A 20,679-nucleotide genomic window follows, 5' to 3' on the forward strand; every position below is an offset into this window, starting at 1 on the left:
TCCTGGACGGCCACTCCATGGCTTTCCGGGCCTTCTACGCCCTTCCTGCCGAGAACTTCTCCACGGCCCGTGGCCAGCACACCAACGCCGTGCATGGTTTTACGTCCATGCTGATCAATCTGATCAAGGACCAGAAACCGACCCACGTCGCCGTCGCCTTTGACGTCTCGGATGACACGACGTTCCGGAAGGCGGAGTACAGCGAGTACAAGGGCGGCCGCAACGCCACCCCCGCTGAGTTCGCAGGCCAGATCGGCCTCATCGCCCGGGTCATGGAGGCCTGGGGCATCAAGACCATCGCCATGCCCGGGTACGAGGCTGACGACGTCCTGGCGACGTTGGCTTCGCAGGCTGACGCTGCCGGTTTCGAGGTTCTTCTGGTCTCCGGCGACCGCGATGCCTTCCAGCTGATCAACGACAACGTCTTTGTCCTGTACCCGAAGCAGGGCGTGAGCAACATCCCCAAGATGGACGCCGCCGCCATTGAGGAAAAGTACTTCGTCAAGCCCGGCCTGTACTCGGACCTCGCTGCGCTCGTGGGAGAGTCCGCGGACAACCTGCCCGGCGTGCCCGGCGTCGGACCCAAGACAGCCGCCAAATGGATCAACCTCTACGGGGGCCTTGAAGGCATCCTCGAAAACCTTGACTCCATCGGCGGCAAGGTGGGCGGGGCACTCAAAGAGAACCTGGAAAACGTCAAGCGCAATCGCAGGCTGAACCGGCTGCTAACTGATCTGGACCTTCCGATCACTTTGGAAGACCTCCATGAGCCGCGCCCTGACCGCCAGGCCATCGAGGAACTCTTTGAAGAGCTTGAATTCCGGACCCTTCGTACGAGGCTGTTCGACCTTTACGGGGATGACACGGCAGGGGCAGCGCCGGACACCATCGACGCCCCGGAGTTCGCAACGCTCTCGGGTGCCCAGGAACTGGAGGCGTTTTTCGCCGCCGGCTCCGGGGTGCGGTCCGCCGTCGCCGTCCAGCTTGTCCCAGGCCGCATCGGCGATGACGCCAGTGCACTGGCAGTCGTCCGCACCAACGGCGCGGCCTACATTGAGCTGACCGGCCTGGATGCCGCGGCTGAGGACGTACTGGCCCGCTGGCTGCGCGACCCCGAAGAAGCCAAGGTCCTGCACGAGTTCAAGTCGGCGCTCAAGGCGCTGCACAACCGCGGCCTTGGCCTCGAAGGCGTTGTGGATGACACGTCGATCTCCGGCTACCTGATCCAGCCCGACCGCCGCAGCTACGATCTCGCAGAACTCGCACAGGTGCACCTCAAGATCGCCCTCGGCCCAGCCGTCGCCCAGTCCGGACAACTGGAACTGGACCTGTCCGGCGAAACGGACCAGGCGGCCGCCGCGGCGCTGGTGCAGCATGCCGCCGTCGTGCAGGCTCTCAGCAAGCACTTCGAAAAGGAGCTGGCGGACCGCAACGCCGATGCCCTCCTGACCACTCTGGAGCTTCCGGTCGCGCGCGTCCTGGCGCAGATGGAACTGACAGGCATCTTCGTATCCCAGGAGCGCATGGATGAGCAGCTGGCTGATCTGACGAAGGTGATCGAAACCGCCCAGGAGCAGGCCTTCGCGGCCATCGGCCATGAAGTGAATCTGGGGTCGCCCAAACAGCTGCAGACTGTCCTGTTCGAGGAACTGGGACTGCCCAAGACCAAGAAGATCAAGTCCGGCTACACCACCGATGCCGCCTCACTCAAGGCGCTTTTGGAAAAGACCGGGCACGAATTCCTAGTCCAGCTCATGGCACACCGGGAGTCTTCGAAGCTGGCACAAATGGTGGAGACCCTGAAAAAGTCGGTCGCCGACGACGGACGGATCCACACCACCTACGCGCAGAACATCGCCGCCACCGGCCGAATCTCGTCGAACAACCCCAACCTGCAAAACATCCCCGTCCGCAGTGAAGAAGGCCGGCGTGTTCGGGGGATCTTCGTGGTCAGCGAGGGCTATGAGTGCTTGTTGTCCGCTGACTATTCCCAGATCGAAATGCGCATCATGGCGCACCTTTCCGGGGACGAAGCCCTGATCCAGGCGTACCGGGACGGGGAAGACCTGCACCGGTTCGTGGGATCGCGGATCTTCAATGTCGAGCCTGCGGAGGTCACCAGCGCCATGCGCTCCAAGGTCAAGGCGATGTCCTACGGCCTGGCCTATGGCCTCACGTCCTTCGGGCTCTCCAAGCAGCTGGAGATCTCCGTGGATGAGGCCCGGACCCTCATGAAGGACTACTTTGACCGCTTCGGCGGCGTCCGGGATTACCTGAGGGGCGTAGTGGACCAGGCAAGGACTGATGGCTACACCGCCACCATCGAAGGCCGTCGGCGCTACCTCCCGGACCTGACCAGCACCAACCGCCAGGCCCGTGAAGCAGCAGAGCGTATCGCCCTGAACTCACCCATCCAGGGCTCAGCCGCCGACCTCATCAAGCGCGCAATGCTGGGCGTATCCGCTGAGCTCGCCAGCCAGGGACTCAAGTCGCGCATGCTGCTGCAGGTCCATGACGAACTTGTGCTCGAAGTGGCTCCGGGGGAGAGGGAGACCGTGGAGAAGCTGGTCATCGAGCAGATGGGTTCGGCAGCGGACCTGTCCGTCCCACTCGACGTCCAGATCGGCGTCGGATCCAGCTGGTACGAGGCCGGACACTAGCCTCCGCCGTACACTCCTTGATCGTCCGGGGGCGCGCCGCCATAAAGGTGGCGCGCCCCCGGACGTCTGGATAGGCTCGAAGGCGTGGCTGATCCCAAGGAACACAACACCGAGAAATATTCCGTCCAGAGATTCCCTGTTGTTGCCGATCGCAATGACGCAGCGTACAGCCGATCCGCCAACTGGGTACAGGCGGTGTCCCACGGCTTCCACCAGGAGCGCCGGGACGACGAATACCTCGCCAAGACGTTGGCGGCTTACCAAACTGACCAGCGTGAACTGACCGGCGTCTACGTCACAGGGGAAGTGCCTGGGCATTCCCTTCCCGCCGACGTTCCCGTGGCAACGTACGCCACCATGCGCAAGTCGCTGAACGTTGGCTTTGGGCGCACGCTTGAGTCCAACCTGATTACGGCCGTGACGGTCCGCGGCACACACCGACGCAATGGAATCCTGCGGGGGATGATCACCGCAGACCTGGAAGGTGCCAAGGACGACGGCTTGGCCATGGCGGCACTCACCGCTTCCGAAGGTTCCATCTATGGACGGTTCGGATTCGGTGTCGCCACCTTTGAACGCAGCATCACGGTGGACACCGGCCCGCGTTTCCGGTTCAAAGGCCAGCCCTCGGGAACTGTTGAAGTCGCAGACCCATCAGTCCTCCTGGACGTGGCGCCGCAGCTCTTTGCAAGGGTCCACCACCTTTCGCCCGGGTCAGTGGACCGGCAGGAGTACTACCGGCTGGTTGCCTCCGGATCGATCGGCCAGGACGGCAAACCCGACGCCTCAGTTCGATCGGCACTGCACTACGACGCGTCCGGAACCGTGGACGGTTATGTCTCGTACCGGTTCAAGGGGTGGGATCACAAGCCGTTCACCATGGAGATCGTGGATCTCGTAGCGGCAAGCAATGCGGCCTACCTGGATTTGTGGCGTTTCCTGGGCAGCATCGACCTCATCGAACAGGTGACGTGGGCCGAAGCACCCGTGGATGATCCTTTGGCGTGGGCGCTTGAAGACCCGCGATGCATCGAGTCCTCTGACGTCCGCGACATGCTGTGGCTCAGGATCCTCGATACCCGGGCAGCCCTGGAGGCCAGGAGCTTTCCTGTCTCCGGCCATTTGGTTCTGCAGGTCACGGACCCGTTGGGCCTGGCGGAGGGCACCTGGGTTCTGGAGTCCGACGGCGGTGCTGCCGCCGTCGTCAACGACGCCACCGGAACCGCGCCCGACCTCAGCATGGACGCGGCCGATCTCGCTTCCATGTACCTGGGTGCCGTATCGCCCGTGACGCTGGCCGCCGCCGGCCGTCTCAGCGAGCACACACCGGGCTCTGCCTTCCGGGCGCAGCAATTGTTCACAGTGGAACGCCCGGCCCACTGTCTGACACACTTCTAACGGCGCCGGCTTCGGCCGCCACCGCTTCACATCAAAATCACATATTCACAACGTCGGTAAGGACATCCATGGGGGATTCCAAGCGGCGGCCACTGGCCGGCCGTAGATCTGTGCTGCTTGGAATGGCAAGCCTGGCGACGACTGTTTTGGCGGGGTGCGCCGACGGGGGACCGGGCGCCCTCCCAGCCGCTCCGGAACAGGATGTGGCACGTGAACAACTGCGACCCTCAGGACCGGCCACGCCGCCTCCGTCCATTGCCGGCAAGTCCAGCGAGCAGGCCGCTGCTGCACGGGCGCAACCGACGCTGAAGTCCCCGGTGCTGCCCAATAAGGGCACCGTCCTCGCGGAGTTCGCGGGCAGGCAACCCAGGGAATGGGGCCTGCATGTCACTGGCGTCGTCAACGACGCTCCGTCGAAACAGGCCGCCCTGACGTTCGATGCCTGCGGCGGACCGGGCGGTTCGGACTGCGATCACGAACTCCTGAGGACCTTGCGCCGGCTCAACGTCCCAGCGACGCTTTTCGTCAACAGCCGCTGGATCCGCGCCAATCCGGCACTCTCGGCCGAGTTGGCAGCCGATCCTTTGTTCGAACTTGCAAACCACGGGACTTCCCACCTTCCACTGTCCGTGAACGGCAAGTCCGCTTACGGAATTACCGGAACGGCCAATGTCTCAGCGGCATTTGACGAACTATCCGGCAACCAGCAATCCATGCACGATCTTTTCGGGAAGTCCCCTCGATTCTTCCGGCCCGGGACTGCCTTTTACGACGACGTCACGGCGGCGATGACGCGCAGGCTCGGGATGCTGCCGGTGAACTTCACCATCAACGGCGACGGCGGTGCGACCTTTCCTGCGGCTACCGTCGCCAATGAGGTGGGGCGGGTTGGGCCAGGGGACATCGTCATTTCACACTTCAACAAGCCGGCAGGCGCGACGGCTGAAGGCTATGCCCGCATCCTGCCACGGCTGTTGGACAAGGGCATTTCCTTTGGGCGGCTGGGAGACGTGCTCGAGCCGTAACACTGCTTTTGACCCTGCTTTGCCCTTGCGACTAGAATAAACGGGCGTGTACTACGTGCATGCAACCATTTTGTACTAATCCACAAATCAGGATGACCCGGCTATTTGCCGTGTTCTGCCGTTCGGACCCGGACGGCAGCGGTTTGCCTGACCGACTAACTATCCACAACGGAGCCCCTACTACATGACCATCACCTCCACCGAGAAGCCCGGTACCCCCGTAGTCGCCATTAACGACATCGGTACCGCTGAGGACTTCCTCGCAGCTGTCGACGCCACCATCAAGTACTTCAACGACGGAGACCTCGTCGAAGGTACCGTCGTCAAGGTCGACCGCGACGAAGTTCTGCTCGACATCGGTTACAAGACCGAAGGTGTCATCCCTTCCCGTGAGCTTTCCATCAAGCACGACGTCGACCCCGGCGAAGTTGTCGCTGTTGGCGACCAGGTCGAAGCCCTGGTTCTCACCAAGGAAGACAAAGAAGGCCGTCTGATCCTCTCCAAGAAGCGTGCTCAGTACGAGCGTGCCTGGGGCGACATCGAGAAGGTCAAGGAAGAAGACGGCGTCGTTACCGGTACCGTCATCGAGGTTGTCAAGGGTGGCCTCATCCTGGACATCGGCCTGCGCGGCTTCCTGCCCGCATCCCTCGTCGAGATGCGTCGCGTCCGCGACCTCGCTCCGTACATCGGTCAGCAGATCGAAGCCAAGATCATCGAGCTCGACAAGAACCGCAACAACGTTGTTCTGTCCCGCCGTGCATGGCTCGAGCAGACACAGTCCGAGGTCCGCTCCACGTTCCTCAACAAGCTGGAAAAGGGCCAGGTCCGTCCCGGCGTTGTTTCCTCCATCGTCAACTTCGGTGCATTCGTGGACCTTGGCGGCGTAGACGGCCTCGTCCACGTTTCCGAGCTCTCCTGGAAGCACATCGACCACCCGTCCGAGGTTGTCGAGGTTGGCCAGGAAGTCACCGTCGAGGTCCTCGAAGTGGATCTGGACCGCGAGCGTGTCTCCCTGTCGCTCAAGGCTACGCAGGAAGACCCGTGGCAGACCTTCGCCCGCACCCACGCCCTCGGCCAGGTTGTTCCGGGTAAGGTCACCAAGCTGGTTCCGTTCGGTGCGTTCGTTCGCGTCGAAGACGGCATCGAAGGCCTCGTGCACATCTCCGAGCTGGCTGTTCGCCACGTTGAGCTCGCCGAGCAGGTTGTCTCCGTCGGCGACGAACTGTTCGTCAAGGTCATCGACATCGACCTCGAGCGTCGCCGCATCTCCCTCTCCCTCAAGCAGGCGAACGAGGGCGTTGACGCTGACAGCACCGAGTTCGACCCCGCTCTGTACGGCATGGCCGCTGAGTACGACGAAGAGGGCAACTACAAGTACCCCGAGGGCTTCGACCCCGAGTCGAACGAATGGCTCGAAGGCTACGAAGCACAGCGTGCCGCTTGGGAGCAGCAGTACGCTGACGCCCAGACCCGCTGGGAAGCCCACAAGAAGCAGGTTGCCCAGCACGCAGCTGACGACGCTGCAGCTGCAACGTCCGGTGAGAGCGACTCCGGCGCTACCAGCTACTCCTCGGAGCCGGCTGCAGCTGAGTCGAACGCCGGCACCCTGGCATCCGACGAAGCCCTCGCCGCACTGCGCGAGAAGCTGACCGGCAACTAATTCCGCCTCCCTCACGGGATGTGCTGAATAGCCAACAAAGGACCCCTGCCTTCGGGCGGGGGTCCTTTGTGCTTTAAGCCTTGGTGCGCTTTAGCCCCTGGGCCAATGGTTCAAGCAGGAACATCAATCCATTCGGTAGCTTCAGGCCTCATGATTGAGCTGCCCGCCGTCAGTGCCGCCACCCGCGCGTGGGCCTCCGCGATAACCTGCGGTTCGTCTGCAACCGCTATCCGGAGGACGGCATGCCGGGCCTCGTACCGCGTCTCTGCCATAACGTAGCCAGCATTGCGGAGTTCGTTGTCCAGACGGCCTGCATCCGCGTGGGAAACCTCAATGGCGCACAAACGCAGCCGCCGGCGCTCAACCAGGGTGGCAAGGTCCAGCGCCGCAGAGACGGATTCAGAGTAGGCCCGAACCAGGCCACCTGCTCCCAGGAGAATCCCGCCGAAATAGCGGACGACGACGACGGCGACGTCGCTGAGGTCGGTCACCCCAGGCGATGATTCACGTTTGATAAGTGCTTCAAGCATGGGTATACCCGCTGTGCCCGACGGTTCACCGTCGTCGTTGGATCGTTGAATCATCCGATCCGGGCCGATCACGAATGCAGAGCAGTGATGCCGCGCGTCATGGAACTCACGCCTAAGCCCCGCCACGAGATCCCGCGCGGTGTGCTCATCGCCCGACCGGCGCAGGACAGTGATGAAACGCGATCGGCGTATCTCCAGCTCATGCCGGAAATCGGGTCCTGAGGCGAGTGTGGTGTATCTGGTGGCCCGGCTTTCGTCCTCAATTTCCACCGCTTCAGTCTAGTGTTGAGGGGTGCTGAAAATCGGACTGACGGGCGGCATCGCCTCAGGGAAATCGTTGGTGGCCTCGAAGCTGCGGGAACTGGGCGCCGTCCTCATCGACGCGGATGTCCTTGCCCGGCAGGTGGTGGAGCCCGGGACGCCAGGCTTGGAGCAGCTCGTCGAAGCATTTGGCACCGACATCCTGGACCCGGATGGCCGGCTGGACCGGCCCAGGCTGGGCTCCATCGTGTTTCGCGATCCGGCGCAACGCAAGGTCCTGAACGGCATCGTTCACCCGCTGGTCCGCAGTGCGGCGGCAGCGATCATGGAAACCGCCGGCGCCGGCGACATCGTGGTGCAGGACATCCCGCTCCTGGTGGAGACCGGGCAGGGCAGCAACTTCCACTTGGTGCTGGTGGTGGACGCGCCCGACGACGTGCGCGTCCAACGCATGGTGGAGTTCCGCGGAATGGATCCCGAAGACGCCCGTTCCCGCATGGCAGCCCAGGCGGGACGGGCTGAACGTAATGCCGCCGCGGACGTCATCCTTGACAATTCAGGAAGCCCTGACCATCTGCTGGCTTCGGTCGATGCGCTGTGGGAGCAACGATTGGTGCCTTTTGCGGACAACATCAAGCGCGGTGTCAGGGCACCCCGGACCGTTGCTCCGGTGTTGGTGAAGCCGGCGGGGGACTGGGCAGCGCAAGCCCAGCGTCTGGCGGAGCGCATCCTCCTTGCCGTTCCCGAGGCCCTGACTGTGGACCACATCGGGTCGACCTCCGTGCCGGGCTTGCCAGCCAAGGATGTGCTGGACCTGCAGTTGGCCGTTCCCGACCTGGCAACCGCGGACCGGATCGCGCCCTTGCTGGCTAAGGCGGGCTTCCCGGAGGTTCCCGGGGTCACGGAGGACACCCCCAAACCCTCGGACCCTGATCCGGCGTCGTGGCAAAAGCGGTTCCATGCCAATGCTGATCCAGGCCGGCCCGTTAACCTCCATGTCCGTGCGGTGGCGTCAGCCGGTTGGCAGTACGCGTTGCTGTTCCGCGATTGGTTGCGCGGGGATCCTTCAGCCCGGGCTCAGTACGAAGCCCTCAAAAGCCAGTTGGCGGCTGCCCATTCCGGGGACAATGGAACAGCTGCGTACGCCGAGGCCAAGGAACCGTGGTTTACCAATGTGGCCTGGCCCGCAATGGAAGAGTGGGCCGCGCGCACCGGCTGGACACCGCCGTCGTTCTCATCTTCCGCTGTGCGCAAACGCGGACAGTAACTGTCCTGGGGCGGGGGTAGATTTGATGCATGAGCCTTGCCCAGGAAATCAACCGTGTCGTAGCGCCCTTTGAAGTTGTAAGTGACTATAAGCCTGCGGGCGACCAGCCGGCCGCCATCGCGGAGCTGACCGAGCGCATTAAGAACGGTGAAAAGGACGTTGTCCTCCTGGGTGCCACCGGTACGGGTAAGAGTGCCACCACGGCCTGGCTCATCGAGCAGGTCCAGCGGCCCACGCTGGTAATGGTCCAGAACAAGACCCTTGCCGCGCAGTTGGCCAACGAATTCCGGGAGCTCCTGCCAAACAACGCGGTTGAGTACTTCGTCTCCTACTACGACTACTACCAACCGGAAGCCTACGTCGCGCAGACTGACACGTTCATCGAAAAGGACTCCTCCATCAACGAGGAAGTCGAACGTTTGCGCCACTCCGCCACCAACGCCTTGTTGACCCGGAGGGATGTCATCGTGGTGGCAACAGTTTCCTGCATTTATGGCTTGGGGACGCCCGAAGAGTACATAGCGGGCATGGTGACGCTGCGTAAGGGCGCGGAAATGAACCGCGACCATCTCCTAAGGAAGTTCGTCTCCATGCAGTACGCGCGCAATGACATGGACTTTCACCGGGGTACGTTCCGGGTCCGTGGCGACACCGTGGAAATCATTCCGATGTACGAAGAACTTGCCATCAGGATTGAGTTCTTCGGTGATGAAATCGAGAACATCCAGACGCTTCATCCCCTGACCGGTGAGGTCATCAGGGATGAGGAAGAGATGTACGTCTTCCCGGCGTCGCACTATGTCGCGGGGCCCGAACGCATGGCCCGGGCCATCAAGCGGATCGAGGACGAACTCGCCGACCGCTTGAAGGTCCTTGAAGCCCAGAACAAGCTGGTGGAGGCACAGCGTCTGCGTATGCGCACCACCTATGACCTCGAAATGATGCAGCAGATGGGCTTCTGCAACGGCATCGAGAACTACTCGGTGCACATCGACGGCCGCGATCCCGGCACGGCACCGCACTGCCTCCTTGACTACTTCCCGGATGACTTCCTGTTGGTGGTCGACGAATCGCACGTCACCATTCCCCAGATCGGTGCAATGTATGAAGGTGACATGTCCCGCAAGCGCAACCTTGTGGACTTCGGCTTCCGTCTGCCGTCGGCCATGGACAACCGGCCGCTGAAGTGGGACGAATTCCTCGAGCGCATCGGCCAGACGGTTTATCTTTCGGCCACTCCGGGCAAGTACGAGCTCGGCAAGGCCGATGGCTACGTCCAGCAGATTATCCGCCCCACCGGACTCATCGATCCCGAGGTCGTGGTCAAGCCCACCAAGGGCCAAATCGATGACCTCCTGGGGGAGATCCGGATCCGTACGGAAAAGAACGAGCGTGTCCTCGTGACCACGTTGACCAAGCGGATGGCGGAGGACCTCACCGATTACCTGGTGGGCCATGGCATCAAGGTCGAATACCTGCACTCCGACGTTGATACCCTGCGCCGTGTAGAACTGCTCCGTGAGCTCCGGATGGGCGTCTTCGATGTCCTCGTGGGCATCAACCTGTTGAGGGAAGGCCTTGACCTGCCCGAAGTCTCCCTGGTGAGCATCCTGGACGCCGATAAGGAAGGCTTCCTGCGTTCCTCCACCTCCCTGATCCAGACCATCGGACGTGCCGCCCGTAACGTCTCGGGTCAGGTCCATATGTACGCCGACAAAATCACCGACTCAATGGCACACGCCATTGATGAGACGAACCGTCGCCGCGCCATCCAGGTCAAGTACAACACCGAACACGGCATCGACCCGCAGCCGCTGCGCAAGAAGATCGCCGACATCACCGACCAATTGGCCAAGGAAGACGCGGACACCCAGGAGCTGCTGAACAACAACAGAATGGCCAAGGGCGGCAAGCGTGGCAAGTCCGCGGCCAAAGGCGCTGCCACTGTCCGGCAGGACGGCCTTGCCGCCGCGCCAGCCGAGGACCTGGTGGGCCTTATCGAACAACTGACTGAACAAATGCATGGTGCCGCTGCCGAATTGCAGTTCGAGGTAGCAGCAAGGATCCGTGACGAAGTCAAGGAGTTGAAGCGCGAATTACGCCAGATGCAAACCGCCGGCCACGCCTAGGGTAAGGTTTAAGCCACGTAGGGGAGTATCCCAAGCGCTAGGTTCGTCAGCACGCAAGGCATGGTTGCCTCGCCGGGCCTAGCGGGTCACCATGTCAGAGCATCAAACGCTCCATGGCGGCCGGAGAGACTTACACCGTTTTCCCGTACCCTGCGAAAGGCCCTTTTATGGAGCTCCCTGTCTGGTTCGAGGTCGGCTCGTTTGTCGTCCTCGGAATCATCCTGCTGATCGACCTCTTGTTGGTCGTCAAGCGACCCCACGAACCCTCAATGAAGGAAGCCGGCCTGTGGGTCGGCTTCTATGTTGCCTTGGCGCTGGTTTTCGCAGTTGCCATGTTCTTCTTTGCCGGCGCTGAGTACGGCGGACAGTTCGTCGCCGGCTGGGTAACTGAATACAGCCTCAGCATCGACAACCTGTTTGTCTTCATCATCATCATGGCCCGCTTCTCGGTACCCCGTAAGTACCAGCAGGAGGTGCTGATGGTGGGCATCATCATCGCATTGATCCTCCGTGGTATTTTCATCGCCCTCGGCGCTGTGGTGATCGAGCAGTTCAGCTGGGTGTTCTACATCTTCGGAGCCTTCCTGCTGTGGACCGCCTGGAAGCAGGCAAAGGACTCCGGTGAAGACGAAGAAGAGGGTGCCGAGAACCCCCTCATTGGCCGCCTCCGCAAGGTTCTCCCGATGTCGGAAAAGTTCGACGGCGGCAAGTTGCGTACCACGGTTGACGGCAAGAAGGTCTTCACCCCCATGCTGATCGTCTTCGTGACCATCGGCCTGACCGACCTCCTGTTCGCCGTCGACTCGATCCCCGCGATCTTCGGCCTCACCCAAAGCGCCTTCATCGTCTTTACGGCCAACATCTTCGCCCTGATGGGGCTGCGCCAGCTGTACTTCCTGCTCGGCGGCCTCATGACCCGCCTGGTGTACCTGAAGCACGCCTTGTCGGTGATCCTGGCGTTCATCGGCGTCAAGCTGGTCCTGCACGCAATGCATGTCAATGAACTTCCGTTCATCAACGGTGGGCACCACATCGAATGGGCGCCGGAGATCCCCACCTATGTCTCGCTCGCGGTCATCGTTGGAACGATCATCGTTGCAGTCGTGGCCAGCCTGCTCAGCCCTGCGGCCCGCCAGGCCAAGCTGGATGCCCGGCTTGAGGAAGACGCACGAAAGAGCCTGAGCGAGGCAGAGTAACTTCAGCGAAAGTTGTAGTCTCAGGAGGTGACTACCTCCCCAACTACGGCGCTGGACCCGCAACGGGTCCAGCGCCGTACTGTTTTCCTGCTCAGTGCTTCCCAACTGCTCAGCGGTATCGGGAACGGGGCGACCCTCTCCATAGGTTCCTTGCTCGCCGTCGAACTTTCCGGGTCTGAAGCATGGGCCGGTTCCATCACGACGGTGCTGACGCTGGCGGCAGCCATTGCGGCCCTTCCCTTGGCACGCCTGGCAGAGGCCCGCGGGCGACGCGTGGGTCTGGTCACTGGCCTGGTCGCGGCCATGGTTGGAGCGCTTCTCTTCATCGTGGCCGTGATGACCAGGTCATTCCCGATCCTGGTCCTGGGCGCCGCGTTGCTGGGGTTGGGCACAGCGGCGAACCTCCAAGCGCGCTTTGCCGCCGTTGACCTCGCAGAGCCGGAACGCCGAGGCAGGTCGTTGTCCACAGTGGTCTGGGCAATAACGATCGGGGCAGTTGCCGGGCCGAACCTCATTCAGCCGGGCGCCGCTGTGGGGCAGGCCCTGGGCCTGCCTCCCATCGCCGGGCCCTTTGTCTTCTCGGCTGGTGGCCTGCTGCTGGCCTCGGTCCTTCTGTTCGTGGGTTTGAGGCCGGACCCCCTGTTGCTTTCCCGAAGGTTGGCGACGGCTGCAAAGGACTCCGGCGGTCCGCCTCCCAGGGGAACGGTGGCCTCGGGCTTACGGGCCGTTGGTTCGTCCCGGCAGGCCGTTTTGTCATTGGCGGCAGTAGTCGCCGCACATGGAGTGATGGTGGCCGTCATGTCCATGACGCCCCTTCACCTGCAGCAGCTCGTGGCGGGATCACACGCCGGCCATCACAGGGGAAGCACCAACGACACGGACGCCTTGGTGGTCATCGGGCTCACCATCTCACTTCATATTGCCGGCATGTTCGCTCTTTCCCCGCTGTGGGGATGGCTGACGGACAAGGCAGGACGGCTCCAGACGATCGCCATCGGCCACGGCATGCTCCTGCTGGCAGTCTTCATCGCGGGCCTGGGGCAGGACCAACCCGCGCTTGTAACTGCGGGATTGGTGCTCCTGGGACTGGGTTGGTCCGCGGCAACCATTGCGGGCTCCACGTTGCTTGCCGAGAGCGTGAGCCCGGATGCCCGGGTCACAGTCCAAGGAGTCTCAGATACCTTGATGGGTGCCGCGGGGGCGGTCGGCGGCGCAACCTCCGGTCTCCTTCTGGCGTGGATCGGCTACACAGGGCTCAACGTGGCGTCCAGCGTCGTGGTCGCGGCGGTCCTTGTCCTGGCACTCGCTACGACTATTCGTGGCCGCGCCAGCGTCAGCACCAACTGAAACGCACAGTGGCGGTCACTGCCCCCCGCGGACCATGCCAAAGAGCCGCTTGAAGATCCCTTCGCCGTCTTCACCTATGCCGTCGTGGTGGAATTCCGAGGTGACCCATGGCTTCAATCCGCGTACCGCAGATGCGGTCTCGAGTGATAGCTCGTGGTCCACGTAGATGTCGTCCTTATACACGGCGGCAGCAACGGGAACAGTGTTCGTGGCCAACACTGCGGGGTCGTACAGAGGCTTCCAGTCCTTGCGGGCCGCGAGAAGTTCTGCGACGTCATGCAGGGGTACGAGGGCTGGATCCTGCTCGAAGTACCAGGGATAGACCATCTCTCCTGTGAGCAGGGGCTGCTGGGCTCCCGGCTCGAATTCCGGGTAGTCGTCCAGGACCCGCCAGGCAGCCCAGTTGGTGGCTTCGCCTTGGCCGTAGATCGATTCGTGCAGCACGGCATACAGAGGGTTGGCGGCCCGGCTGACGAGGCTGCGCACTTGCTCCAGGAACGTTTCTGAGAGCCTCTCGCCGTCCAGGGTCTCGATGAACGCATCTTCCAGAAGGTAGTGCAGCGAATCCACCCGGGTGTTGCCACCCAGGAACGAACCCACCATTTGGAACCGTTCGGGGGTCAACCTTTCACCGCTGGCGAGGAACTCAGGTGTCTGCTCCAAGTGCCGGACGATCTTTGTGACCATTTCACGGTCTTCCGGATACCACTGGAAATACTCGGCATTGCGGGCAGCAACACGCTTGAATGTGGCCTGGTAAACGCGGTCTGCAGGTCCCTCGAGCGGGGCCAGGCCGCCGGTGATAAGGACTTCGCGCAAACCAGCAGGGGCGAAGGACAGATACGTCAGTGCGCAGAACCCGCCAAAGCTCTGGCCCATCACGCTCCAGGGACCTGAGCCCAGGACACGGCGTATGTATTCAGCATCGGCAACTATGGAATCGGCTCGGAAGTGTGTCAAATACTCCGCCTGGGCTGCCGCATCTCCCCGAAGTTCCAGCGACCGCTGTTCAACAGGCGTGGAAAGACCCGTGCCACGTTGGTCAAGCATCAGGATGCGGAAATCCATGGCCGCTGCCTTCATCCAGCCGCCCAGGGACGTGACGCGGTTTCCTCTGCCACCCGGTCCACCCTGCAGGAACAACAACCAAGGGAGCTTGGCCGCCTCCTCTGAAGTGTGTGCCGTGGACGAGTACTCCCTGGCGAAGACTGTGATGGTTTCGCCGCCTGCCCCGCTGTTTCCGGGTGAATGCACCAACGGCACCGTGAAATAGTGTTCGGCCGTGCGCACACCGCGGAATTCGTGGCGGGCCCGTATGCTGTGCTCCGGGGTGGGGGAGAGTGTTTCAGCCACGGGCAAACGATTCCTGGGCCTGGGCGGCTGGAGCCCCAAACGCTTCCAAGGCCTCTCCTGTGAGGCGGAAAGTGGACCATTCCTCCATTGGAAAAGCGCCCAGCTTCTTGTAGAAGTTGATCGAAGGCTCGTTCCAGTTCAACACGCTCCACTCAACGCGGGCGTAGCCACGCTCGACGGCAGTCGCGGCCAAGTACTGCAGGAGGGCCTTGCCGTGCCCCTCGCCACGGGCGTCGGGTTCGACGTAGAGGTCCTCCAAATTGATACCGTGGACGCCTTCCCACGTGGAGTAGTTCAGGAACCACAGGGCGAATCCCTGCACGTTGCCGGCTTCGTTTTCTGCGATCGTGGCGTAGACCCGCGGGTTCTCGCCAAAAAGCACCTCAGTGAGCTTCTCCGGAGTGTTCTTGACGGCGTCCGGCTCCTTTTCATAGATCGCGAGGTCGTGGATCATACGCAGGATTGCGGGGACGTCATCAGCGGTAGCTTGGCGGATTACACTCATGCATCCGAGCTTACTAGGAGCAGCAAGGCGTCCTAACGCCAAACCAAGGCGGAAGATCCATACCGGACGGGCGGCTGCCGGTATTCCAGCTGGGCGCCGTCAACCATCAACGGCGGCTCCACGAATCGGAGCGGGCCATAAGGGCTTGCGCACCCACGTTCATCCGGTTCCGGCAGTAAGCCTGCAGCCACACCAGGGCGAGGCAACCGGAACAGTTCCTCGGCAGTGCGCGCCAACGAGAGCGCGGCGATCCCTCCGGTCCCCGCCCCGAGCCGTTCCGCCAACAGCGCCAGGACGGCTGCGGCCACTCCGTAGCCCGTCGCGTGGTCGAGGGCCTGGACGGGAAGCGCTCCAGGCGTCCACCCGCCGTCGTCCTTGTGACCATAAACCCCGGCGATGCCGGAAGCCGCCTGCACCAGGCTGTCAAAGCCCCGCCGCCGTTGCCAAGGACCGGTCCTTCCCCAGGCGGACAGCGTCGCCACCACCAGATCAGGCTTTTCGGCCACCAGAGCCTCAGCTCCAAGACCGAATCTGTCCAGGCTTCCGTTTCGGTAGCCCGCCACCACGACATCCGCGGTGCCTATGAGGCCCCGGATGACCTCCAGCCGGGCTGGATCTTCGACATCAGCGAGGGCGGAACGTTTGTCGAATCCGCCGTCGACAAAAGCCTCCTCCAATTCCGGAAACCGCGGCGGGTCGATCCGCAGAACGTCGGCCCCAAGGGCGCCCAGGAACCTGGTGGCTGTGGGACCTGCGATGACGCGCGTAAGGTCCAGGACCCTCAGTCCGGCGAGGGGTCGGAACGGGTCCCTGGACGGTCGCCACGTACTGGGCCGGCCCAAGCCGGGCGAACCCGGAGAGGGCTCGAAGGTGATCCATGGGTCGTTGCTGATTGCTGCATGCATGGGGGATGCGAGCCAGTCAGCCCGGCTCCGGACCGCCGCCGCCACGCCGCGGTTGCCGTTGATGGCGTCCTCCGCAGCCGCTGACGTCATGGCGAGGAGAGCCTCGTCCACGTCCTGTTGCGTGGACGCGTCCAGCGCTTCCATCAGCCGCGCAGCGTGGTGGGGATAGTTGGCATGCAGGCGGATCCAGCCATCGGAGGTCCGCCGAAAGCCCGACGCCGGAGCGAACCCTTGCGGTTTGGCCCCGTTGATCCTCAGGTGCCCCAGTGAATCGAAGGAGGCAGCAACGGTCCCGGATGACACGGAATAGCCCGGCGAATCCTGTCAGGGCTCCAAGGGCAGTCGCTGCGGCCTGGACCGATCCCAGCGCCAGGCCCTCCACGTCCAGGCCGCCGTCCCACCAGGTTCGCAACCCCGTCACCGTGGCGGGGGTAACCGCCCGCAGCGCCTCAAGGCTCTGCAGGCTGCTTGCCAGGTCCGGGACTTCCATGGCCGTCCGGTCAGAGCCTGTTGACGTCTGTCACGCGCACCACGGCCGTGCCGCTCTCATCGGATGCCGCGAGGTCCACCTCGGCCGAGATGCCCCAGTCGTGGTTCCCGGCCGGGTCATCGAAGATCTGCCGGACCTTCCACAGGCCCGGCTCTTCGGTGATGATCAGCAGGCCCGGCCCGCGGGCGTCCGGTCCTGTGCCGATGTCGTCGTGTTCGTCGAAGTAGTCGTCCAGCACGTCTTCCCACCGCTCAGCATCCCAGCCGGCGTCGGCATCAAGTTCACCCAGGGCAGTTGAATCCTCGTCCGCGAACAGTTCCACCCTCCTGAACATCTCGTTCCGGACCATCACCCGGAAAGCCCGGATGTTGGACGTCAGCAGCGGTGGCGGGGGAGGTGGTGCGTCATGCGTGGTGGGGGCCAGCCCGGCGGTCAGCTCCTCCCACTCATCGAGGAGGCTGGAGTCCACCTGGCGCACCAATTCTCCCAGCCACGCAATCAAGTCTTCGAGGTCGTCCCGCAACAAGTCCTGGGGAACGGTCTGTCGGAGGGCGCGGAAACCGTCAGCGAGGTAGCGCAGGACGATACCCTCCGAGCGTGCAAGCCCGTAAAACTGGACGAACTCGCCGAAATTCATGGCACGTTCGTACATGTCCCGGATGATGGACTTGGGGGCGAGTTCGAAGTCGCCAACCCACGGAGCAGCCTTACGGTAGACCTCAAAGGCCTCGCCAAGAATCTCCGCCAAGGGCATGGGATATGTCACTTCATCCAGCATGGCCATGCGCTGCTCGTATTCGATGCCGTCAGCCTTCATGGCGGCAACAGCTTCCCCGCGGGCTTTCTTCTGCTGCGCGGAGAGAATCTGCCGTGGCTTCTCCAGGGTCGACTCAATCACGGAGACCACGTCCAGGGCGTAGGAGGGCGACTCGGGATCCAGCAGTTCCAGGGCGGCAAGGGCAAAGGGAGACAACGGCTGATTAAGGGCGAAGTTCGGTTGCAAGTGCACTGTAAGCCGCACTGAGCGTCCTTCAGCTGCCTGCTCTTCCTCCGGAATGCGTTCCACCACCCCGGCCGCGAGCAGCTCGCGGTAGATCCCCAGGGCCTTCTTCATCAGCCTGAGCTGGGAAGGCCTGCTCTCATGGTTTTCGCTGAGCAGCCGTCGGGTGGCCTGGAAGGGGTCACCGGGACGTTCCATGAGGTTCAGCAGCATGGCATGTGTCACCGTGAAACTGGAGGTGAGCGGCTCAGGAATGGACTCGACGAGCTTCTTGAACGTCGGCTCGCCCCAGGAGACGAATCCTTCAGGCGGCTTCTTCTTCACCACCTGGCGCAGCTTCTTCTGGTCATCACCGAACTTGGCCGTTGCCTTCGCCATGGCCTTGGTGTTCTCCACCACGTGCTCGGGCGCCTGAACCACCACGGTGCCGGCGGTGTCGTAGCCGGCACGTCCGGCACGGCCGGCAATCTGGTGGAACTCACGGGAGTTAAGCGACCTGGTGCGTACGCCGTCGTATTTGCTCAAGGCGGTCAACAGCACTGTCCTGATCGGCACATTGATGCCCACGCCCAAGGTGTCCGTGCCGCAGATGACTTTCAGCAGGCCTGCTTGGGCCAGTTGCTCCACCAACCTCCGGTATTTGGGGAGCATGCCGGCGTGGTGGACCCCAATCCCGTGGCGGACCAGCCTGTTCAGGGTCTTTCCAAACCCCGCGGCAAACCGGAATCCTGCGATCAACTCGGCAATGCGGTCCTTTTCGTCCCGGCTGCACATGTTGATGCTCATGAGGTTCTGGGCCCGCTCGATGGCCTCCGCCTGGCTGAAGTGCACCACGTAGACCGGAACCTGTTTGGTGGCGAGCAGTTCTTCCAGGCTCTCGTGGACCGGGGTGGGGTGGTAGTAGTAGTGGAGCGGAATGGGCCGCTCAGCCGAGCTCACCGTCGTTGTTGGACGACCAGTCAGTTCGGTCAGGCCGGTTTCGAAGCGGGTGACATCGCCCAAGGTTGCCGACATCAGGAGAAACTGGGCTTGGGGGAGTTCCAGGAGCGGCACCTGCCACGCCCAGCCGCGCTGCGGATCGGAGTAGAAGTGGAACTCGTCCATGACCACAGAGCCGAGTTCGGCGGTGGAGCCTTCGCGGAGGGCGATGTTGGCCAGGATTTCGGCCGTGCAGCAGATGATGGGCGCATCCTGGTTCACACCCGAGTCACCGGTGATCATGCCCACGTTTTCGGCGCCGAAGATTTCGCACAGCGCGAAGAATTTCTCTGATACCAGTGCCTTGATAGGCGCGGTGTAGTAGCTGCGCTGTCCACGGGCCATGGCCTCGAAATGCGCCGCAATAGCCACCAACGACTTCCCGGACCCGGTAGGGGTTGCAAGGATGACATTGGCGCCGGAGGCGAGCTCCATGATCGCTTCGTCCTGGGCGGGGTACAACTGCAGCCCGCGGCTCTCCGTCCACTCAACGAAGCGTGTGTAGATTTCGTCCGGGTCCAAGGGACCTGTCGCGGTGGAACCGGGAAGCTGCTCAAGAAGTTTCATTGGTTTCCAGCTTAGTGCCCGGACGGTTTAGGCTCAGCCCAGCAGTGGTGCCCGGCTCGAGGAGGCTTTTGTGAAGTGGGATCCGTCCAAGTATGCGGAGTTCGGCAACCATCGGGACCGGCCGTTCCAGGACCTTATCGCAAGGATCCAGGCGACTGAGCCCCAACAGGTGGTGGATCTTGGGTGCGGTCCCGGGAACCTGACAGCCACCCTGGCCGAACGTTGGCCCGAGGCTCGCGTCGTCGGCCTCGATTCTTCCAGTGAAATGCTCGCCAAGGCAGCGCCCCTGGCAGAAACATTCAGCGGCCTGGAGTTCAGGCAGCGCGATATCGCCGACTGGAGCCCGGACGGTGATACCGACGTCGTGGTCACCAACGCGGCCCTCCAGTGGGTACCGGGTCACCAGGAAATGCTTGGCGACTGGCTCTCCTCATTGAAGCCCGGCGCTTGGTTCGCCTTGCAGGTTCCGGGAAACTTCACCTCTGCCTCCCACTCGCTGATGCGCGAATTGGCCGAAACCCCGCGTTGGCGGCAGCAACTGGCCGGAGTCGTGCGCCACGACGGCGTTGTCGGCAGTCCTGCTGACTACCTTGGCTTAATGCTCGACGCCGGTTGCTCGGCTGATGCGTGGGAGACCACCTACCAGCAAGTACTGCAGGGTGAAGACCCAGTGCTGGAATGGGTCAGGGGGACGGGCCTTCGACCTGTCCTGGCCGCCCTGACGGCTCCGGAAGCGGACGCCTTTGAACAGGAATACGCGGCTTTGCTTCGTGAGGCGTACCCATCCACGGGCCACGGAACGGTGTATCCCTTCCGGCGCATTTTCGCTGTCGCAAGGAAGAATCCGTGAGTCGTCAATCAGTTGCGCGCCCGAAGAGGTTGGTGCGCCGGCATGCCTTGTCCCGCGCGGGTGCCGCTGGTCTAATTCTCGGCATGGACCAAGGACGTAATCCAGATCGGCCACCAACGGTGGCTTCAGCCCCGGCCAGGAGATTGCTATGACTCCCGCAGGGGAGTTTCCGGGAAAGTGGCGGCCCAATACAGGGAGCGCTGTGGCGCTCTTTGAACAATTGCGACTGCGCATCATTGAGCTCGCAGATTCGGGAGCGCTGGCCGTGGGATCGAAGCTGCCGCCGGTCAGGAACCTCGCCAGCGTACTGGACGTGGCTCCCCACACAGTCGCGCGGGCCTACAAGGAACTCGAAGCAGCCGGGGTTGTTGCAACGCACGGCCGTAACGGAACAGTGGTCTGCGCCAGGGATGACCGTTGGAGTGCCCTGGCCGGGGCCGCAGCACAATACGCGGCTGCCGCCAAGGCCCAGGGCGCTTCTTTCGCTGAGGCCGTACAGCTTTTGGCCGCCGCCTACGACGCCGATTGATACCGATCGGTAGCATGTGAGGCACGACA

Annotated in this window: 15 protein-coding genes; 10 read left to right on the top strand and 5 right to left on the bottom strand. The window is 62.8% G+C overall.

Features of this window, described 5'->3' with window-relative positions; translation table 11 throughout:
* Positions 1–17 precede the first annotated feature (17 nt).
* The 4 genes from polA (at position 18) to rpsA (ending at position 6,743) form a co-directional block, all read left to right on the top strand.
* Positions 18–2,660 carry a DNA polymerase I gene (gene polA / locus ACFUOZ_RS02075; RefSeq protein WP_377544958.1) on the top strand — a complete coding sequence of 881 codons (2,643 nt, stop codon included), beginning with the start codon at positions 18–20 and terminating at the stop codon, positions 2,658–2,660.
* An 84-nt stretch (positions 2,661–2,744) separates the two neighbouring features.
* A complete protein-coding gene (locus ACFUOZ_RS02080; RefSeq protein WP_377544219.1) occupies positions 2,745–4,058 on the top strand; it encodes a GNAT family N-acetyltransferase in 1,314 nt (437 codons plus the stop codon).
* 203 nt (positions 4,059–4,261) lie between these two features.
* Positions 4,262–5,083, top strand: a complete 822-nt coding sequence (locus tag ACFUOZ_RS02085; protein ID WP_377544221.1) for a polysaccharide deacetylase family protein — start codon at positions 4,262–4,264, stop codon at positions 5,081–5,083.
* Between the two features lie 184 nt (positions 5,084–5,267).
* A complete protein-coding gene (gene rpsA, locus ACFUOZ_RS02090) occupies positions 5,268–6,743 on the top strand; it encodes a 30S ribosomal protein S1 (protein WP_144658748.1) in 1,476 nt (491 codons plus the stop codon).
* Between the two features lie 110 nt (positions 6,744–6,853).
* Here the strand turns inward: rpsA and ACFUOZ_RS02095 are convergent, their stop codons facing one another.
* The gene (locus ACFUOZ_RS02095; protein WP_377544224.1) at positions 6,854–7,543 is read right to left on the bottom strand and encodes an IMPACT family protein; all 690 of its coding nucleotides are present in this window, start codon (positions 7,541–7,543) and stop codon (positions 6,854–6,856) included.
* Between the two features lie 22 nt (positions 7,544–7,565).
* Here ACFUOZ_RS02095 and coaE point away from each other — a divergent pair, with 22 nt between their 5' ends.
* From coaE to ACFUOZ_RS02115, 4 genes are all read left to right on the top strand, one after another.
* The gene (gene coaE, locus ACFUOZ_RS02100) at positions 7,566–8,801 is read left to right on the top strand and encodes a dephospho-CoA kinase (protein ID WP_377544227.1); all 1,236 of its coding nucleotides are present in this window, start codon (positions 7,566–7,568) and stop codon (positions 8,799–8,801) included.
* Between the two features lie 29 nt (positions 8,802–8,830).
* A complete protein-coding gene (gene uvrB, locus ACFUOZ_RS02105; RefSeq protein WP_377544230.1) occupies positions 8,831–10,930 on the top strand; it encodes an excinuclease ABC subunit UvrB in 2,100 nt (699 codons plus the stop codon).
* A gap of 167 nt (positions 10,931–11,097) precedes the next feature.
* Positions 11,098–12,126, top strand: a complete 1,029-nt coding sequence (locus tag ACFUOZ_RS02110) for a TerC family protein (protein ID WP_377544232.1) — start codon at positions 11,098–11,100, stop codon at positions 12,124–12,126.
* Between the two features lie 27 nt (positions 12,127–12,153).
* Positions 12,154–13,473, top strand: a complete 1,320-nt coding sequence (locus ACFUOZ_RS02115; protein WP_377544234.1) for an MFS transporter — start codon at positions 12,154–12,156, stop codon at positions 13,471–13,473.
* Positions 13,474–13,488: 15 nt separating this feature from the next.
* On the opposite strand, the gene ACFUOZ_RS02120 is transcribed toward ACFUOZ_RS02115, so the two are convergent.
* The 4 genes from ACFUOZ_RS02120 to ACFUOZ_RS02135 form a co-directional block, all read right to left on the bottom strand.
* Complete coding sequence (locus ACFUOZ_RS02120) at positions 13,489–14,826, bottom strand: alpha/beta fold hydrolase (RefSeq protein ID WP_377544236.1); 1,338 nt, start codon at positions 14,824–14,826, stop codon at positions 13,489–13,491.
* Positions 14,819–15,331 carry a GNAT family N-acetyltransferase gene (locus tag ACFUOZ_RS02125; protein WP_377544239.1) on the bottom strand — a complete coding sequence of 171 codons (513 nt, stop codon included), beginning with the start codon at positions 15,329–15,331 and terminating at the stop codon, positions 14,819–14,821. The genes ACFUOZ_RS02120 and ACFUOZ_RS02125 overlap by 8 nt, the downstream gene beginning before the upstream one ends.
* 32 nt (positions 15,332–15,363) lie before the next feature.
* A complete protein-coding gene (locus ACFUOZ_RS02130) occupies positions 15,364–16,539 on the bottom strand; it encodes a CoA transferase (protein ID WP_377544242.1) in 1,176 nt (391 codons plus the stop codon).
* 197 nt (positions 16,540–16,736) lie between these two features.
* Positions 16,737–19,271 (bottom strand): DEAD/DEAH box helicase, encoded by a 2,535-nt coding sequence (locus ACFUOZ_RS02135; protein ID WP_377544245.1) that lies wholly within the window; start codon positions 19,269–19,271, stop codon positions 16,737–16,739.
* A 70-nt stretch (positions 19,272–19,341) separates the two neighbouring features.
* On the opposite strand from ACFUOZ_RS02135, the gene ACFUOZ_RS02140 reads away from it, so the two are divergent.
* Together ACFUOZ_RS02140 and ACFUOZ_RS02145 are read left to right on the top strand one after the other, a co-directional pair.
* Entirely contained in the window at positions 19,342–20,121 is a 780-nt protein-coding gene (locus tag ACFUOZ_RS02140) for a trans-aconitate 2-methyltransferase (protein WP_377544248.1), read from the top strand.
* Positions 20,122–20,269: 148 nt separating this feature from the next.
* The gene (locus ACFUOZ_RS02145) at positions 20,270–20,650 is read left to right on the top strand and encodes a GntR family transcriptional regulator (RefSeq protein ID WP_377544251.1); all 381 of its coding nucleotides are present in this window, start codon (positions 20,270–20,272) and stop codon (positions 20,648–20,650) included.
* Positions 20,651–20,679 lie beyond the last annotated feature (29 nt).

The organism is Paenarthrobacter sp. NPDC057355, from assembly GCF_042667405.1.
Classification (GTDB): Bacteria; Actinomycetota; Actinomycetes; order Actinomycetales; family Micrococcaceae; genus Arthrobacter.

What these genes read in the sequence shown, in the direction of transcription:
- ACFUOZ_RS02135 (WP_377544245.1), bottom strand. Translation starts at nt 19,271, where the DNA reads ATGAAACTTCTTGAGCAGCTTCCCGGTTCCACCGCGACAGGTCCCTTG.
- ACFUOZ_RS02145 (WP_377544251.1), top strand. Translation starts at nt 20,270, where the DNA reads ATGACTCCCGCAGGGGAGTTTCCGGGAAAGTGGCGGCCCAATACAGGG.
- ACFUOZ_RS02125 (WP_377544239.1), bottom strand. Translation starts at nt 15,331, where the DNA reads ATGAGTGTAATCCGCCAAGCTACCGCTGATGACGTCCCCGCAATCCTG.
- ACFUOZ_RS02110 (WP_377544232.1), top strand. Translation starts at nt 11,098, where the DNA reads ATGGAGCTCCCTGTCTGGTTCGAGGTCGGCTCGTTTGTCGTCCTCGGA.
- rpsA (WP_144658748.1), top strand. Translation starts at nt 5,268, where the DNA reads ATGACCATCACCTCCACCGAGAAGCCCGGTACCCCCGTAGTCGCCATT.
- polA (WP_377544958.1), top strand. Translation starts at nt 18, where the DNA reads ATGGCTTTCCGGGCCTTCTACGCCCTTCCTGCCGAGAACTTCTCCACG.
- uvrB (WP_377544230.1), top strand. Translation starts at nt 8,831, where the DNA reads ATGAGCCTTGCCCAGGAAATCAACCGTGTCGTAGCGCCCTTTGAAGTT.